This is a genomic window from Vibrio sp. D420a, from assembly GCF_030248625.1.
Taxonomy (GTDB): domain Bacteria; phylum Pseudomonadota; class Gammaproteobacteria; order Enterobacterales; family Vibrionaceae; genus Vibrio; species Vibrio fortis_A.
On sequence record NZ_JAHGAN010000004.1, the window covers coordinates 77,185 to 94,039 of the forward strand.

General features: G+C 45.7%; 17 protein-coding genes. 9 read left to right on the plus strand and 8 right to left on the minus strand.

From position 1 onward, the window contains the following. Nucleotides 1–265: 265 nt before the first annotated feature. From KI743_RS05370 to KI743_RS05405, 8 genes are all read left to right on the plus strand, one after another. Nucleotides 266–1,978, plus strand: a complete 1,713-nt coding sequence (locus tag KI743_RS05370; protein ID WP_285465474.1) for a class I SAM-dependent methyltransferase — start codon at nucleotides 266–268, stop codon at nucleotides 1,976–1,978. 10 nt (nucleotides 1,979–1,988) lie between these two features. Further along, nucleotides 1,989–2,699, plus strand: coding sequence for a DUF429 domain-containing protein (locus KI743_RS05375; RefSeq protein ID WP_285465475.1), 711 nt, complete (start codon nucleotides 1,989–1,991; stop codon nucleotides 2,697–2,699). 109 nt (nucleotides 2,700–2,808) lie between these two features. Then, the gene (cysK, locus tag KI743_RS05380; RefSeq protein ID WP_285465476.1) at nucleotides 2,809–3,777 is read left to right on the plus strand and encodes a cysteine synthase A; all 969 of its coding nucleotides are present in this window, start codon (nucleotides 2,809–2,811) and stop codon (nucleotides 3,775–3,777) included. Continuing rightward, complete coding sequence (locus KI743_RS05385; protein WP_285465477.1) at nucleotides 3,758–3,952, plus strand: hypothetical protein; 195 nt, start codon at nucleotides 3,758–3,760, stop codon at nucleotides 3,950–3,952. Before cysK ends, KI743_RS05385 begins: the two co-directional genes overlap by 20 nt. A 76-nt stretch (nucleotides 3,953–4,028) precedes the next feature. Next, nucleotides 4,029–4,529 (plus strand): thiol peroxidase, encoded by a 501-nt coding sequence (gene tpx, locus KI743_RS05390; RefSeq protein ID WP_152468245.1) that lies wholly within the window; start codon nucleotides 4,029–4,031, stop codon nucleotides 4,527–4,529. A gap of 1 nt (nucleotide 4,530) precedes the next feature. Continuing rightward, entirely contained in the window at nucleotides 4,531–5,145 is a 615-nt protein-coding gene (locus KI743_RS05395) for a peroxiredoxin (protein WP_285465478.1), read from the plus strand. A 262-nt stretch (nucleotides 5,146–5,407) separates the two neighbouring features. Continuing rightward, a complete protein-coding gene (locus KI743_RS05400) occupies nucleotides 5,408–6,097 on the plus strand; it encodes a response regulator transcription factor (RefSeq protein WP_285465479.1) in 690 nt (229 codons plus the stop codon). Further along, complete coding sequence (locus KI743_RS05405; protein ID WP_285465480.1) at nucleotides 6,094–7,284, plus strand: sensor histidine kinase KdpD; 1,191 nt, start codon at nucleotides 6,094–6,096, stop codon at nucleotides 7,282–7,284. The genes KI743_RS05400 and KI743_RS05405 overlap by 4 nt, the downstream gene beginning before the upstream one ends. A gap of 89 nt (nucleotides 7,285–7,373) precedes the next feature. On the opposite strand, the gene KI743_RS05410 is transcribed toward KI743_RS05405, so the two are convergent. The 5 genes from KI743_RS05410 to KI743_RS05430 form a co-directional block, all read right to left on the minus strand. Then, nucleotides 7,374–7,838, minus strand: a complete 465-nt coding sequence (locus KI743_RS05410) for a copper chaperone PCu(A)C (RefSeq protein ID WP_084181867.1) — start codon at nucleotides 7,836–7,838, stop codon at nucleotides 7,374–7,376. A 28-nt stretch (nucleotides 7,839–7,866) separates the two neighbouring features. Next, nucleotides 7,867–9,042, minus strand: coding sequence for a hypothetical protein (locus KI743_RS05415; RefSeq protein ID WP_285465481.1), 1,176 nt, complete (start codon nucleotides 9,040–9,042; stop codon nucleotides 7,867–7,869). Next, on the minus strand, nucleotides 9,039–10,202 hold the full coding sequence (locus tag KI743_RS05420) for a methanobactin export MATE transporter MbnM (RefSeq protein WP_285465482.1): 1,164 nt from the start codon (nucleotides 10,200–10,202) through the stop codon (nucleotides 9,039–9,041). Before KI743_RS05420 ends, KI743_RS05415 begins: the two co-directional genes overlap by 4 nt. Before the next feature lie 5 nt (nucleotides 10,203–10,207). Next, nucleotides 10,208–11,095, minus strand: coding sequence for an MbnP family copper-binding protein (locus KI743_RS05425; RefSeq protein ID WP_285465483.1), 888 nt, complete (start codon nucleotides 11,093–11,095; stop codon nucleotides 10,208–10,210). A gap of 128 nt (nucleotides 11,096–11,223) precedes the next feature. After that, nucleotides 11,224–11,637 carry a hypothetical protein gene (locus KI743_RS05430; protein WP_373417814.1) on the minus strand — a complete coding sequence of 138 codons (414 nt, stop codon included), beginning with the start codon at nucleotides 11,635–11,637 and terminating at the stop codon, nucleotides 11,224–11,226. A gap of 415 nt (nucleotides 11,638–12,052) precedes the next feature. On the opposite strand from KI743_RS05430, the gene KI743_RS05435 reads away from it, so the two are divergent. Then, nucleotides 12,053–13,936, plus strand: coding sequence for a RimK/LysX family protein (locus KI743_RS05435; protein ID WP_285465485.1), 1,884 nt, complete (start codon nucleotides 12,053–12,055; stop codon nucleotides 13,934–13,936). Between the two features lie 235 nt (nucleotides 13,937–14,171). Here KI743_RS05435 and KI743_RS05440 read toward each other — a convergent pair whose 3' ends face one another. The 3 genes from KI743_RS05440 to KI743_RS05450 form a co-directional block, all read right to left on the minus strand. Beyond that, on the minus strand, nucleotides 14,172–15,473 hold the full coding sequence (locus KI743_RS05440) for a type II toxin-antitoxin system HipA family toxin (RefSeq protein ID WP_285465486.1): 1,302 nt from the start codon (nucleotides 15,471–15,473) through the stop codon (nucleotides 14,172–14,174). Beyond that, nucleotides 15,473–15,721, minus strand: coding sequence for a type II toxin-antitoxin system antitoxin HipB (gene hipB / locus KI743_RS05445; RefSeq protein WP_065740598.1), 249 nt, complete (start codon nucleotides 15,719–15,721; stop codon nucleotides 15,473–15,475). Before hipB ends, KI743_RS05440 begins: the two co-directional genes overlap by 1 nt. A 191-nt stretch (nucleotides 15,722–15,912) precedes the next feature. After that, nucleotides 15,913–16,851: a competence protein CoiA family protein gene (locus KI743_RS05450; RefSeq protein WP_285465487.1), complete on the minus strand. Its 939-nt coding sequence runs from the start codon at nucleotides 16,849–16,851 to the stop codon at nucleotides 15,913–15,915. Nucleotides 16,852–16,855 lie beyond the last annotated feature (4 nt).

A 16,855-nucleotide genomic window follows, 5' to 3' on the forward strand; every position in this document is an offset into this window, starting at 1 on the left:
AACCGTTGAAGAAGATTAGAGCTTCAGTTCTATTTAACCAAGTTGCAACATTTTGAGAGCGGCAGACATCAAGAGTGAGAGATGTATATAAAACCGCAGTCAAGAATCTAGGGTATCAGCACACACGTGTTCACTGGCTAGAGTGATATTGGGATCAAAGAAAACGATCATGCTGAGGAAAAAACAGTAACAACGGCATCTCTAGATAGAAATCTATTAATCATCGATTTATCATTGAGTTAGAACTCACAACAACCGGCCGAGTATGTCTTCTACTATCGATTTCTATCACCACAATGCGCTTACCTTAAGTCATCAGTACAATTCGGTATCGTTTGAATCTGTACACCACAGTTGGAAGCCTTATTGGCCTCTAGCGGGCGATAAAGTGCTTGATGTTGGCGCTGGTAGCGGGCGTGATGCTCGTTGGATGCAACAACAAGGTTGTGAGGTGATAGCTATCGAACCGAGTAATGCTCTTCGCGAGTTAGGAGCAGAATACACCGGGGTAGAGGTTACTTGGATTAATGATGCACTTCCTGCATTGAGTCGAACTGAAAATCTCGGGATGCGCTTTGATCTTATCTTGGTGAGTGCGGTTTGGATGCATCTTCCAAGCAGCTATCGTGAGCGAGCCTTTCGCAAACTCTCTAATCTACTTGCACCTAATGGCCGCTTGATTATCAGTCTTCGACATGGTGAGTTCGACGACCAACGTCAAGGCTATCCGGTTTCTGTTGAAGAGCTCGAACAGCTGGCAAAAAATAGTGCCTTACAAGTCCGACATATTGACGAGAGCAAAGATCAACTCAATCGAAGTGAGGTTTGGTGGCAGACCGTTGTTATGACCTTGCCTGATGATGGTTCCGGTGATCTCAACAAAGTGCGCCATATCATCGTTAACGACAACAAGTCAGCGACTTACAAACTGGCCTTGTTGCGAACACTATTACGTATTGCTGATGCTCATTCAGGAGCGGTCATCGATAGAAGTGACGGAAAAATACTGCTTCCAGTAGGACTGGTAGCTCTGTACTGGGTAAGGCAGTTTAAAAGGTTGATTGATATCGACATTGAAGGTTCTGGTATTCAGCAGAATAGCAATACCACCAAGGGGCTCGGTTTTGTCAAAGAAGATGGTTGGAATCAGCTCAAGCATTTGAGTGCCGACGATCTTGCGATTGGTGCGATGTTTTTAGGAGAAGAAGCGAAAGCGCTACAGAAACTGTTCTCACATACCATAAGTACCATCAAAGCTGGGCCTGTCACTTTTATCTATCAGGGAGCCAAAGACAACAAACTGTTCGAGATACTGCCTCCAGCACAGCGTCGAAAGTCACTCAGTTCTTTGGTGATAGACAGCGACTTCTTAGCCAGCTTTGGTTACTTCACTTTGGATGAGAGTTTGTGGGAGTGTTTTCGAATCTATCACTCTTGGATTGAGCCATTAGTCGTTAACCAATGGGTGATGGAAATGCAGCGCTTCGAGACAAACCGTGAACGCAACATTTCACTGCAAACCTATCATGACTGCTTGGTGTGGATTGACCACAACCACGATACGCGAGATGTCAGAAAGCGCGTAGAACAACTTCGCAAAGAACACACTGAGATTGTAAGCGTGTGGAGTGGAACTGTGCTTAAGCAAGACTATCACGTTGATCACTGCCTGCCATTTACCTATTGGCCGAACAATGACAAATGGAATTTGTTGCCAACCACAACCAACGAAAACCTCAAAAAAAGTGACAAAGTGCCTACAGCGGAGAAGCTACATAAATCAAAGCAGAGGATCTTGGATTGGTGGCAATTGGCATGGGATCACTCTGACCTATCCAAGCAGCGATTCTTTTCTGAGGCAGCCCTCTCCTTGCCGAACATTCCACCGCGATGCCGTGACTTTGAAGAGGTATTTGATGCGATGGGACTGCAGGTTCGTGGCGTTAAAAGTCGCCTACTTATCAATGAATGGAGTTAGGTAGAGAGTCATGAAACACATCGGCATAGATGCCTGCAGAGCGGGTTGGGTGGTTTGGAGTTGGCAGCACGATGAAGTGGAGCTAAAAGTGGTGGCAGAGCTGTCTGAGATAACAGAACAGTTGCGTGATGCTCATACTCTGATTGATATCCCAGTCGGCTTTAGTGATTCACAAACGCCTGATAGGTTGTGCGACAAAGCAGCCCGAAAATACTTAACGAGAACTCGCGGGGCTTCAGTGTTCCCAGTGCCTTGTCGTGAAGCGGCTTATGCTGAAAGCTACCCTCAGGCTTGTGAGATTAACTTCGAATTGTGTGGGCGTAAGCTCTCTAAACAGGCATGGTACATTCTGCCAAAAGTGCGCGAGGTGGATGCCTTACTCAATCTTTACCCTGAACTCTATCTGCGAGAATCTCACCCAGAGGTGGTGTTCGCTACTTTGAATGGTGCGCCGTTAGAGCACTCGAAAAAGAGCATCGAAGGCCAACAGCAAAGGCTCGACTTGTTAGCGCGATATCTACCGAAACATATCGATAAGCTCAAGCACCAAGTAGCAACCACCAAGAAATCGAAAGTGGCGCCTGATGATCTCATCGACGCGTTCGCTTTAATGCTGTGTGCTTTGCATTCTCAGCAACTGAGCTCATTTCCTGAGAATGAAGACAAAGATCCACAAGGTCGAACCCGAGAGATTGTCTATTGGCAGCCGCCATCTCATTAGCTCTTTTCATGTCTAAAAGCCACTTACAGTGTCTTAACTGCCGTTAGTTATCTTCATAACTCGCGAGACGTATTTTCTGTTGCTCTAATTATTAATAAGAGCAGTCGTTATGAGAAACAACATCGCAGAAGATAACTCCTACACCATCGGTCAAACTCCATTGGTGCGCTTGAACCGAGTGAGCAACGGACGTGTGCTGGCCAAGATTGAATCACGTAATCCAAGTTTTAGTGTTAAGTGCCGTATTGGCGCCAACATGATCTGGCAGGCGGAGAAGCTAGGCAAGCTAGTACCGGGGATTGAGCTTGTTGAGCCGACCAGCGGCAACACGGGTATTGCTCTGGCTTATGTTGCTGCGGCGCGTGGCTACAAGCTGACTCTGACCATGCCGGAATCGATGAGCTTAGAGCGCCGCAAGCTATTGAAAGCCTTGGGCGCAAACTTGGTTTTGACCGAAGCGGCCAAAGGCATGAAAGGCGCGATAGAAAAAGCGCAGCAGATCGTTGATGCCAACCCAAATAAATATCTGCTTCTTCAGCAGTTTGATAACCCTGCTAACCCTGAGATCCATGTAAAAACCACGGGGCCAGAGATCTGGGATGCTACTCAAGGTCAAGTAGATGTATTTGTCGCAGGCGTAGGTACGGGCGGCACCATCACAGGCGTGAGCCGTTATCTTAAGAACTATCAGAAAAAGCCGGTGTTGTCGGTGGCGGTTGAGCCTGCTGAATCTCCTGTTATCTCTCAATCATTGGCAGGGGAAGAGATTCAACCTGCGCCCCATAAAATTCAAGGCATTGGCGCTGGGTTCATTCCTGGAAACCTAGACCTTACCCTTATCGACCACGTAGAGCGTGTCACTTCTCAAGAAGCTATCGATATGGCCAATCGTCTCATGAAAGAAGAGGGCATTCTAGCGGGGATCTCTTCTGGCGCGGCAGTAGTCGCGGCGAATCGAATTGCTGATATGCACGAATACCGAGGCAAGAACATTGTGACGGTGCTACCAAGTTCGGGCGAGCGTTACCTAAGCTCTGCGCTATTTGCAGGTATGTTCGATGAAAAAAGCAGTAACTAGCGCGATCATCTCTATTTTTGGGGAACTGGTGAACGCCTTGCTTCCACAAGCTGGCGTCAAAGCCCTAAAAGAGCGCATAGCCGATGAAGATGGAACGCTAATCTTTTTCTATGTCGCTCCTGCGTATATCGCGACTTACCTAGGCTTAGTCGCCCTTACTTTTTATAGCCAGTAAGCGCCATAGAATAGAGATGGATAAGTCGCTCAATCTTATCTATCTCATTTAATAATAAATATTTCGAAGGTAAATCATGTCAATTACTTTTCAAGGCGAAGCGGTTTCTGTTTCTGGTTCATTCCCACAGGCAGGCCAAGCAGCACCAAACTTCACACTATGCTCAGCAGAGCTTGCAGACATCACTCTTGAGTCGATGAAAGGCCAGAAGTTGGTACTGAATATCTTCCCAAGCATCGACACGCCAGTATGTGCGGCAAGCGTACGTGAATTTCACCAAAAGCTGGCAAGTGTTGAAGGTGTTGCTGTACTGAACATCTCGGCAGATCTGCCATTTGCAACGGGCCGTTTCTGCGCATCTGAGTCTATCGATTCAGTGCAAAATCTCTCTTTCTTCCGCTCTCCAACATTCACTGAAGACTACGGTGTGAACCTGAATGAAGGCGCACTAAAAGGCCTAGCAACTCGCGCAGTGGTTGTGGTTGATGAAGAAGGTAAAGTGATGCACAGCGAATTAGTTTCTGAAATCACAGAAGAGCCTAACTACCAAGCCGTTCTTGAAGTAGTAGGTGCTTAACATGAAAAAGTCACTGTTAGTTATGGCACTTTCTGCTCTGTTTTCGACTGCAGCTTCAGCGCAGTTTGAAGTAACAGAGCAGCACGCTAGCTTAGGTTCAGGCGAGATCGTGACGCTAGAGAAAACCAACAAATTTCATCTAGCTGGTGAAGGTGTAAAAGTCGGCGACTACATGCCTTCTGTTCAGCTAATGACATCAAACCTTAAGCCGTTCGATACCAGCGCAACCAACGGCAAAGTGAAGATCTATAGCTTACTGACGTCAGTTGATACTCCTGTATGTGTTCAGCAAGCGGCAGAGCTTTCTCAGTTTGTGAATGAGAATAAAGCGTCACTGAAAGATATCGAGTTTTACGCGATCAGTGCAGATACACCATTCGCACAGCAGCGTTTTATTTCTGAGCATGAGCTAACGGGTGTTGAGTACCTGTCAGACTCGGTAGAGCATGCATTTGGTGAAAAGACTGGCGCGCTGATCAAAGAACTTGGCCTACTGACGCGCAGCATTGTGGTGACGGATCAAAACAACAAGATCATTCTCGTACAACGTGTACCAGAACTGACGACATTGCCAAACCTTGCAGCTGCTGTCGAGCTAGCGAAAAAACAAGGTTAATCAATCTCGGTGTTAGAACGCCGACTTTGACGACAAGAGTTCTCTTGTAAATCAATTATTAAGCCCTTCTTTTATAGAGGGGCTTACATTATCTTAAAGAGTAAATCACCTCTTGGCCTTACACTGCCCCCATTAGAGCAACGCAAACGTTGCCGTGACGAAAAACGTTTATAATGTAAGAGAGTTAAAGCTTTGCTTTTGTGAGATTTTAGCTTTACTGGCTAGGTTGGTTATTAATACTAATTTAAGTAGAGAATATTCAATGTCTGACGTTTTAATAGTGGAAGATGATCTGCAGCTTAGGGAGATGCTGTGTTATTTTTTGAAAAATGTAGAGGGATATTCGGTTGACTGTTTAAGCAGTGGTGAAGGTGCCGCTGAGATAATTATGGAGCAAGCGCCTAAGTTGGTATTGCTTGATATCCAACTCCCACACACTTCTGGGTTAAGTGTTCTCGAGAGCCTGCGCCAACAAGGCTCGACCATTCCCGTGATCATTATGACCGCCAACGACAATGAGATCACAGAAACCAATGCACTCACTATTGGGGCGAATGATTACATTACCAAGCCAGTTCGCACCAATGCGCTTCGTGAGCGTATCCGAAAGATCCTAGAGCAGAAACCAAGTATTCATTCTCGTGTTGAAGAAGAGTTGATATTTAGGTTGTGCCCTAGAAACTCAACACTGCAGTTTAAGCACATTACGGTTCCATTGATTCCCTCCGAATTTGAGCTCCTTGAGTTGTTGGCGAAAGCCGATGAGCCCATGCCAGTACATGAGCTATTCCAGCACATTCACGGCTTTCCTTATCACATTGAAGACCGCTCTATTTACATGCGAGTGTCGACCCTGCGTAAAAAGCTCAGCGCCTACCTGCCAGATATGGAGCTGATCAAAAACAAACGTAGCCGCGGTTTCTACCTTAACTATCAGGTTGTGGTTCGATGAAAACCTTTATCGGTCAGATCATCAGCTCACTGATCTTGGGCTACTTGATCAGCACCATGCTGTCGTTGGTGTTACTGACTCCGTACAAAGAACAGCTGCAACAAGACCTGAACTTTCGCCGTTTAGAGATGGTGTTGAACGGTTTTCTGGAGCCGCTCGTTCCCAGCAAGCCTGAAGAAGAGTCTCCGGTTTGGTTGTTCCAATGTGATGTCTCGTCGGGAGAGATGCAAAGGGTCGATGAAGGAGAGTACACACTGGCGAAGAAACGCGGCGATAAAGAGATTTTAGGAACGTTCAATAGCGAGGCCTACAACAATGATCCAGCGATTCGCCACATCAAACTGGTGGAGCTTTTGGAAGATGTTCTGCAGCTTGTATGTACGTTGATCATCTTGGTCTTGTCGCTGCGTACTTGGACCAATGGCTTTAAGTCGCTTCATCACCTATCTACACACTATGCGCGGGGCGACTTCAAGGCACGTGTCGATGAAACGGGCCCTGAAGCCGTGAAAATACTGATCGCGAATCAACATCAGATGGCGGAAGCGATAGAGAGTTTGATGGCGCGTCAGAAGATGATTTTTGCGGCACTGCCTCATGACATTCGAACCCCACTCTCATCGATCCAGCTAACCAGTGATATGTTGGTCGAGAGCCACAACAGCAATGCATTTCTGCTAACCAAGCTCGATGAGCAGGTGAGAAGCCTGAACATGCTGTGTGAGAACAGTCTCCACTTGCTGAAGATTCTAAACAAGCAGGTGCCACTAGCCAGAGAAGAGGCGAACTTTGAAGCGATAGTGCATAAGACTTTCTCGGCACTGAGCAACAAAAAAGGGTTGGAGCTGGTTAACTGCGATCAAACGATCACCACCGATCGTAAAGTGCTCAAGATATTGCTATTCAACATTCTCAGTAATGCGTGCCGTTACACGCGTGAGAACATCAAGATTGTTTACACTAACTACCCGCATTTCGATGTCGTGAAGATCAGCGATGACGGGCGCGGCTTTCCACAACCTATCATCCAAGCATTCAATAATGGCGACATTGATAGCATTAAGCCGCAAGATGGGTTTGGGATTGGAATGCTGCTTATTTACGAGCTTACCGCGCATTTGAATGGCAAAACCCTGTTGTCGAATACTGATCACGGCGGACAAGTGACTCTCATCATGCAGCGCTGATTCCTTTAGCCTATTGAAATACAACAAGCCCTCTTGCTGTAAGAAACACAAGGGGGCTTGTTTTTTAGCTAGTGGTTAGTGACTAGTCATTAGTGGTGATGGTGAACGTGTGCGTTTTCCTCAACCGCGAGTTCGACTTCTACTTTGCCAGCGTTCTTAAATTGTAGGGTCATCGGGAAGCGTTCGCCTTTTTTGTAAGACTTGTTTGGGTTGAAGATCATCAAGTGATAGCCGCCCGGCTTGAACATCACTGTCTTCATGCTGCCAATACGCACGTTATCGATTTTCATCATCTTCATCATGCCGTCCGACATCTCATGAGTGTGAATCTCTACGCGACTTGCGATAGGGGTCGATGCGCTGATCAAAAAATCATCCTTTGTCGCTAGGTTCTTGAGCTGGAAAAAGCCAGCAATTACAGTGGCATTGGGTGGCGCTTCACGGCTCCAAGGGTGATCAATTTGAATGCTATCAGCGGTATATTCATGAGCTGCGACGTTGATACTAAAAAGCGTCGCGATAAATAGAATTAAAGTGTTGAGCTGTTTTTTCATAATAGTCTCTCTTGTTTTTAATAATCGGTTACCAAGTCAGGTTGCCCTGATACACCAGCCAAAAGGCCAGTTGGTTTTGTTGAGTAATGGATTCGTAGTTGGTTTGAAATCGCACCAGCTGGAACGGTGCAATTTGCCAGTTAGCAATAGCACTGATGCGTTGCGGGTTGTGGCCATTGGCATCTAGAGCTTGTTCGAATTCGCTGCTGGTTTGGGTGACGTCATTATCGGTGGTTAGCCAGTCATAACGAGCGGCTACTTCAATGTCTTCAAACTGCCAGCTGAGTTGGGTAGTGATGCCATGTTGAAAGGCATCGAGTTCTGAGCGGATCTGCTGTGAATCGGTGAGGGTCGATTCAAGGCGTTGTCCCATCCACTCAAGTTGCCAGTTCAATGCACCCCACTGAAGGTTGCCGCCGAAAGATGCCAGCGTCGTGTCACCATCAAACATAATATTGATGTCCGTTGGATGAGCATGACCGTGATTATCAGAAGCGTCCGCCTGTCGCTGGTGAGCTTTAAAGAAGGCAAGGCTTGCGACTAGGTTGATTTGATAGTCGCTGCGCAAGTGGTGCCACTGTGTATGCAGTCCGAATGCAGCGGGTGATGCGGAATCTGTATCGTATTGCGCAGGGAAACCATCGCCACGCCCAATCCACAAAGTGACGTCATACTGGTTTTGTGCGTAGGTCGCTTGAAGCGCATCATCGGAGTATTGATTCCCCAGAAAAGCCTGCTGAGTTAACGATGCATCTAGGAAGCGCCAATCGTGCTCATGAGTGCTGTTGTATAAGCCAATCTCACTCAACTGACGGCCAAGGCGCAGGGTCCAATCCTGATGTAGATAGGGCTGCAGCCATAACTCTTCCAACTCAATGCCTTCACCGTGATGGCTGCCGATGACGAGTTTGGTCGCGAGCACTTGGTCGAGACTAGCCAGAAACCCCAGTTCACCGTGCATAAACTGCAAGCCCTCTTCGTAGTGGAAGGCATTGGTGTCGGTAAGCACACCGGGAATGGTGTAAGCCGAATCTCGGTCAGTTTGGTAGTAGCCAAATTGGGCAAACACATTGGTTTGTACATTTACCTCACTTAGGTTCATGTTATCTACAGTGCCAGTTTCAGCATGAACGGAAGCGGTGAACATCAGCACTCCTAGCGATGCTGTGATTGCTCTATTAAGAGTGGTTTTCGAAACGATCATTGCGCAGCTCCTTGTAAAAATGGGTTGGAATAACGTGGGTTAGAGATAAACACCTCGTCACTCAACGCATTTAGGAAGGCCAGCATGTCCTGCTTCTCTTGTTGGCTTAGCGAAAAGCCTTTGACGAACTCACTCTTGTTCGGGTTGTTTCTACCATCGCCCTGATGCTCTCCCGAAGTGATATTGCGGCCACCGTTGGCGTAGAAATCTAGGACTTCCGATAAGGTCGCGATGCTGCCATCGTGCATGTAAGGGGCGGTAAACTCCACGTTTCTGAGTGTTGGCGGGCGGAACTTTCCTTTGTCTTGTGGGTTTTGAGTCACGGTAAATAGGCCGTTGTCCTCAATTGGGTAGCTGCCCTCATCATCTAGGTTGTACAACCCAGTATTGAAGAAAGGACGCGACACGAATACCGAGTCACTGTGTAGGGTCGAATCGCTGAAGTTAAAGCCATTGTGACAGTGGAAACACTCCATCTTTTCACTGTTAAACAGATCTTGTCCGCGCAGGGCTGAGCTACTCATGGTGCCTTTATCAAAATCTGAATCTTTGGAAATCAACGCTCGGTTAAACACAGCCAACGCCTTGATGATATTGGGAAAGGTCACCGCGTCTTGGTCATCAGGAAAGGCGGCATTAAAGCGGTTGAGATAATCCACGTCATTGCGAAAACGCTCTAATATTGCCTCCCGATTTGAATCGTTGATGCCCATCTCTACGGGGAACTCACCAAATAGCGGGATCACCAACTGCTGCTCAATCTCTTTCAAGATAGGGTTTGCCCACGTGTAAGAGGCGTTGTAGCCAATGTTGGTCAAGGTTTGGGAGTTGCGGTGCAACACCTCGCCTGTTGACCCCGTGGGTACGGTTAATCCGTCAGAAAACGCCAATGCCTGCTGGTGGCAAGACTCACATGACATGGTCTGGTTGCCAGACAGTTTGGTGTCATAAAATAGGTGTCGACCTAGCTGAAACTTCTCTTCCGTTGCAGGATTATCTGCAGGCTCTTTCGGTTGAGGAAGAGAGCCTGTTTGGAAGTCAAAACCGAATGGATTGGTGGTGTTTTCTGGGGTAACGGTATAGCTTGATTCGCTGCCACAGCCTGCGAACATGACGATCGCAAGCGATGCCAGCAAACCTCGCTTCAGGTTTGCTGACATAGCGATTACTCCACCGACACCCAAGATTGCGATGTGCTGCAGTTACCTGCGCTACATTCCCCAGTGGTTAGGTCTAATCCAAGCTTATCGAAAATACCCTGGCAGTCGGCATCAACACTTGAGGACATACAACCCGGAGGCGTCCCCGGAGTATTGAAAGTAATGTCGTTACTCGCGACCAAGCTTTGGTAATCAAACACAATCACATTGGATGCATGGTCAAAGTTATCGAACTGGTATGTGGGCCTGTTCGGGCGAGAGTCGACACAATTAACAATTTCAGATTCGGCATCCACTACTTCACAACCTGTAGTACCTAAGTGAATATTCCAACCACTCACATCCATACGTAGGTGTTTATGGCCGTTTTGCCAGCTCCAGTTCATGCCCATTACATCAAGTGGTGATACCGCGTCGTTACCATCAATACCGTAGTGGTTGAGGTCGGTAGGAACGCCGAGTGTAAAACGTACACCTGTGTAATCACCTTCGGGAACTTGACCTGTGATTTGGTGATTGAGTGCTTCATTGCCATTGGCACAGCTATCCGCACCCGTCTCAAAATCCAGTAGGGCAACGTTCTGATATTGCCATTTTCCATCTTGCTTGAGGCTGACTGGCGTTGCTTGACCCTTGTCATCAATCAGTTTGAGGTTAGAGATGTACATACGCACGTCTTTAAACTCTGGATTGGTGTTACGTGTACCCACTGTAGCGGTATCCATCAGCTTACATTCGATGTCTTGTGTACCGACTTTGGCAGCAAATTGGATGGTGACATCTTGCTGGGTTACCGACGTTGATGGGCTAGAGCTTGAACCACCACAAGCGGACAAAGCGGTGCAGACTAAAGCGGTAACGAGCGCTTTCGTCTTTGGGATTTGGTTGAACATAGACTTTCCTTTCTTATTATTTTCTTGTGCACAACAGATTGAATGCGTGCAAATACGTCCCGCCATTTGAATCAAAGGCGGTGATTAGTGTTTTGTTAGAAAAATAGGCGTATGGCGAGATCGCCGAATTACGCGAAGAAAGTCGAGGGTGGGGATTGCTTAGGCGCTAGTGCGAGGTAAATCTTACGGTAACTTTGAACATGGTGATAGGGAGTGAATGAAGTCACGATTCGGCACAACCAAACCGCCAACGCCGCTAACACCATTGCGATCATGGTGATAGAAAACTGACACATCTCTAGCAGAGGACATTGAAATTTGAGCGGGTCATGGATTTCATCGATAGACAGTGGCGACATCGCGTTATCTTCGATGAGTTCGCTAATATCGACCCATTTAAAGCCTTCAGCGGTACACAGCAAGATCTTCTCTCCCTGTGCTTCTGACAGCCAGTTCTTGTTATTCACTTGTGATGGGTTGAGCGCCATCGTGGCTAATAAATATATCTGAAACAGCAAAGCAGCAATGACGTAAATCGCCATTACTTTTTGTTTTATCTGCTTATTTCTTGATATATGCATCACAACATTCAGTTCACTAAATTCGGCGCGGATACTACCAAAGAAATTAAGGGAATGTAATGCTAAGTTTATAAAACGGTGACATAAATACTTAAAAGGAATAATGATTTAGCTTCTATACTTTTAGTTGATTCGTTTAAAGAGGCTGACTTGTCTTCAGTGGATTTCATGAGGTATAGACATAGGTTCTTAGTTGAATACTTCATGAAAATGGGCTGCTCTAAAGTCAATAATTGATGAGGTTAACCCCGGTTAAGTCATCGATTTGTCATTGAAAAAGTCACCACGTAAACGTTATGTGAGAACCACTGCTGACGCGGGAACTCTGAGCAAAAACGTCAGTATTATTAGTGAACTGATGACAACGGAACAACTAATGAAAAAGATACCTTTGGCTTTAACTCTATTAAGTACACTCGTTTTTTCACACTATTCCATGGCAACAACTGACACTTCACCTACCACGCAAAACCCAACCTATGAGCTTGATGGCAAGTCGGTGCTTGGTCGTACCGAGAATGTTTACTTGTCTAAAGTGGAAGGGCTTAGTGATATTTCTTTTGTCGGAAAAATCGACACCGGCGCTGAAACCACCTCGATGCACGCAGAAGAGATTCAAGTAACCAGTACCCATCCAGATTACAAAAATCTAAAAGACCAAGAGTTGATGCTGGCGCTGACAGAAGAGGTGCTGAACAATGGCGATGTGGCCTACAGTGATTGGGATGCCAGCACCTTCGAACCTTTTGAAACACAGGTATCGTTTAAGATTCAAAACCCCAAAACTGGGGAGATGGAGCTGATTGAGGCACCTCTAGAGCGTGTCAGTATGATCCGCAGCCGAACCAGCAGTACGCCAATATTGCGCCCAACCATAAAAATGTCGCTCAAAATTGCAGACCAAGAGCTCACGACTGACGTTAACCTCACCGATAGAAGCCACTTTTCTGCGCCCATTTTGATCGGTAAAACCTTCTTAGCTGACAACGCGTTAGTGTTTGCGGGCTATGACTACCTACAAGAGCAAGAAAAGGCGACGGTCGTAGGCAGAAAGGAAGTGGTATCCATTAATGGCTTATCAGTGAATGCAAGCTTCTCTTTTTCGAACCGCTACAGCAATCTACATGCTGAAGAGATTGATGTTGATAAGAAAAGCAATCTAGTGACCTTTGATATGGTCAGTAACGATGGCCGGAAACAAGAGATGAGCCTACCACTGGTGCGTATGCTCAATGTAGGCGGTAAACAAAGGCCTTTGGTGTATGTTCCTGTTGAGTTGGGTAAAGACACCACGCGAGATATTTTGGTGTATCTGCGCGATCGTTCAGGTAGTGATTCTCAGCTAAGAATTGGCACCATGACCGCCAGCGAGCACTTCATGATCAACAGTAACGCCGAAAACTTACTATCGAGTGGTGCCGAGAGCTTCCAAGATGCAACTAAGTCGGGTGAACCTTTAATTATCTCGCCAGAAGAAGACATCACGTTGGATAACTTCCCACTGAAAGCCGTCGCTTCATTTACTGTAAGTACGCCAGTTCTAAAGGTGGAAAGCTTTGAAGTTACTGGCTCAGGAGACAATGCCAAAGTAGATTTTTTCCTGATGGACGCTGATGGTGAACTGAAGAAAGTGTCTAAAAAGGTAATTAAGCAGCTGAAAGTCGGATCAGACACGCGCCCAGTAGCCAGCGCCGATCTTGTTGTATCTGGCAAAGCACAACAACGAGAGTTTGCACTCGATGTGTTGGATAAGAATGAAAAGGCACCTTACTTCATTCTAGGCAAGAAGATGGCTAAAGAGGGCGTGTACATTAACACTCGCGCCGACTACCTCTTGAACGCGGAACCTCTGTTTAAAGTTGGACATGTTGAGCTTGTTGAAGTCAACGGCATGACATTCCCAGCTAAGTTAGATACTGGTGCTGACGTGAGTTCGATGAACGCAATAAACATAAAACGCTTCAAGAAAGACGGACAGGATATGGTGAGCTTCACGTATCAAAACAAGCAGGGTGATAAGCAAGACTTTGTTAAGCCTGTGATTGATGTGATGCGCATAAAAGCCAAGAAGGGAGAGAAGGTAAACATCCGCCCTGTGGTGGAGATGGACGTTAAACTCGGCGGCCTAGAGAAGAAGGTGAAAGTAAACCTGCAAGACCGCTCTCGCTTCGAGTACAGCATGATTCTAGGCAAGAACTTCCTGAAATACGGTGCGCTTGTGAGTAGTGACGAAGACTATGTATTGGGTAAGAAGAAGTAACCCATACTAGATTCCAGACAAACAAAAAGGGCCAACTCTTGCGAGTTGGCCCTTTCCAAACGTTTGGTGGGCTGGCGGGAGTTGAATGGTTGTCTCATTTGTTTTAATTTCAATGATTTAAAACGGCTGTTTGAATTTAGTGTTACATTGAATGTTACATCAGTTTCCTACTGAAAAAGGAACTGAACCCGCGTCCGCTTATGTTAATTTTCCTGATGATTCTGGTTTGATATAGCTAAATCTTCTTAACTATTTTCTGAGTATTCTCAAAAATTGAGCCCACGATATGCTCAGGAAAGCCTTTAGGCAATGTATCACTTACCTGTAACATCGCCTTAGGTAAGGCATCTTTCATTTCATCAATTATCTCTTGCATCGTGTCTTGATTAAAGTTTACATCTTTAGCTGTATCCAAAAAGTGACGAGGCAGGATTTTACTGATTTCATACTTCTTGCCCTTTGTTGCTTTCAATCCCATCGCCAGCTTAAGCTTTCTGATATTGAGCCCTTTTCCTCCCAGTAGTGGGTAGGCTGACAAAATATCGTAGAATGGAGTGAGTCTGTAGCTGCCTCCTTTATCAATATAGATAGAAAAGTTTTTAGCATGTCCATCTGTAGCGCCAATGAGCCATTGAAATACTTGGAACCTCATGAAGTTATATCGATCTTCTAGGGCATTACTTGACCCCATTAACAACTCCATGATCTGAGCTATGCCAGGGCCACCTTGAGATTCGTACTTAATGGATGAGGGCATACCAAATACTTGGCAGATATCTTCCTGAGGTAAGCGTAGCAAGCCTGCTTTGTTTTTTGTCCAGCGTCTATCAAAACGCTCTACAGCTAAAGCTTTAATGTTGTCTGTTTGGATTATTTTGACGTTGGGAACTGCAAACCCCAGAGCTCTAGCTAACTCAATACAAAGGTACTCGTTTTCTACGCTATCTTTGAGATCTAGGGTCGCGTTGGCTTGTTGTATTTCGCCTATTGGCAGTTTGATGATGTGAGTGGTGGGGGTGTTTCCTTTCGGTATACACCATTGCTCATCAACGAATAGGAGAGCTGTTTTCTCTTGAGCACCTGCCACGGAGATTCTAAAGTCTTCTTCTTCTTCGAGCATTCCGAGCGGAATATCAGACTTGTATGCAGAAAGAACAGTTTCTAGTTTTTTGTCATCAAGGACTTCGTAGCTAAGTGGTTCCTTTTTATAGGGGCGGTCTGGAGGAAGTAAAGCAATCGCACCAACACTGTCTTTTCCTATTTCTTTTAGGAGATCAAATGGTTGTTTGGATGACGCCTTGTACCTTGCAACTATTCTATCTCTGACTTGAGGACTGTCTGGCAAGAGATTGTCAAAATAGTTTATAACTGCATCGGAAGTGATAGCTGGTAATTGAAGTTTTAAAGACAATGATAGTGGTCGAGTTACCGCCTTGGTTAACCAGTTTTTATCATATTGAAAAGTGTGAGCACCATTCTTATGTTTCTCTAGAGTACCAACAAGTTCACCATTCATGTATGCGATTAGCTTCTGCATTACCAACTCTCATCATCATTTTCATTTAACGAAGCTACCTGTGATTTCTCTTGGATACTCAATGTTAGATCCATTGCCTGGGCAAGCTTAAAGAAGGTAGAAAGTGTTGTTTTGTTAGGGTTGTTTTCGAAGTTCGAGATTGTAGCTTGCTTGATGCCGACTTTTTTTGCTAGTTCTGACTGTGTCCATCCATTCTTCTGACGTATCAGTAGCATCATATCTGCTAATTGTTTTGGACTATATATCATTTGTTCCAGCTCTCTATAGAATTAAGGTGCACCTTTAAGATATTTAATTATCCCTTAGTGAGGATAGGTAGAAGTATATCCCCACAAAAGGATAAAGTCTATATTATCCCCAGTAAGGGATGAGAAAGGATTTATCCCTTACTGGGGATATTGAGTAATCTTAAGGGGCATAAGAAGCTGAGGAGCCGTTCTTATCTGGATGAGACCTCGCTAGCATACAGGTGGTTATGACATTTAGGGCAGGTAGGTTGCCCTGGTAATGAAGCTTGCCATTGGCAGTTACACATGATGCATTCGAATGTTGCTGTTCTTTTGGGTATCGGTGGCGGAGAAGCTATCGGCTTGCTTCTTGGCATCAGCCAAGGGTCGTTGTGCTGATAGGAAGCACGATCTCTATGATTAGAATGACTTATTGTTGAGTGACGTTTGACTTGATAGCTAGCGATAGCCGAGTTCAAACGTTGATATGCTGCTTTTTGCATTGACGCTTTTCGTGGGTGAAATACCCAACTCTTAGATGACAGGTCATTCTGTAAAAAGTGCTTCAGTCTATCTAGTTGCCGAGTTCCTGTTCTATTTTCTTTGAACAAGTGGTGTGTATCATCGAGTTGAATTTCTAGCACGCCACTTTGTTGATTGTTCGAGACATTAAGCTCAGTAGGGAGTGGACGGTTTGGGTGGGTAAAATAGATGGCAAAAGAGAAATCTTCAACCTTACCAACAATGTCGACAACACAATTTGAAAATGAAACTTCCTTATGGACGTCATTTAATTCGATAGTTGATTGTTTTGCTACCAGAAACTCTTCTTTGAAGTGAGCTCCTTTAGCCTGGCGATCTACAGTGCACTTGAACTCTGGCAGAGCGATCTTAATCCCTGTTTCAATAACTTGCCTTGCCATCATCCTGACTGAGACAAAGAAGGAAAAGTCACACTCTTTATCGGTTTTATCTACTTTGCGAGTTGCATGAGCAAAGTGCCACTGTTTCTCCTCTCCTTGTCGGGCTATGAGTGGAGTGTGACAAGATGGGCAAATACAGCCACATTTCTTTCCGCGAACTACATCAGAGACATCCACAAAGGAATTGTCTTCGATTCTCAAGCCAAAAGGAACGTGTTGTAGTGTCATGTTG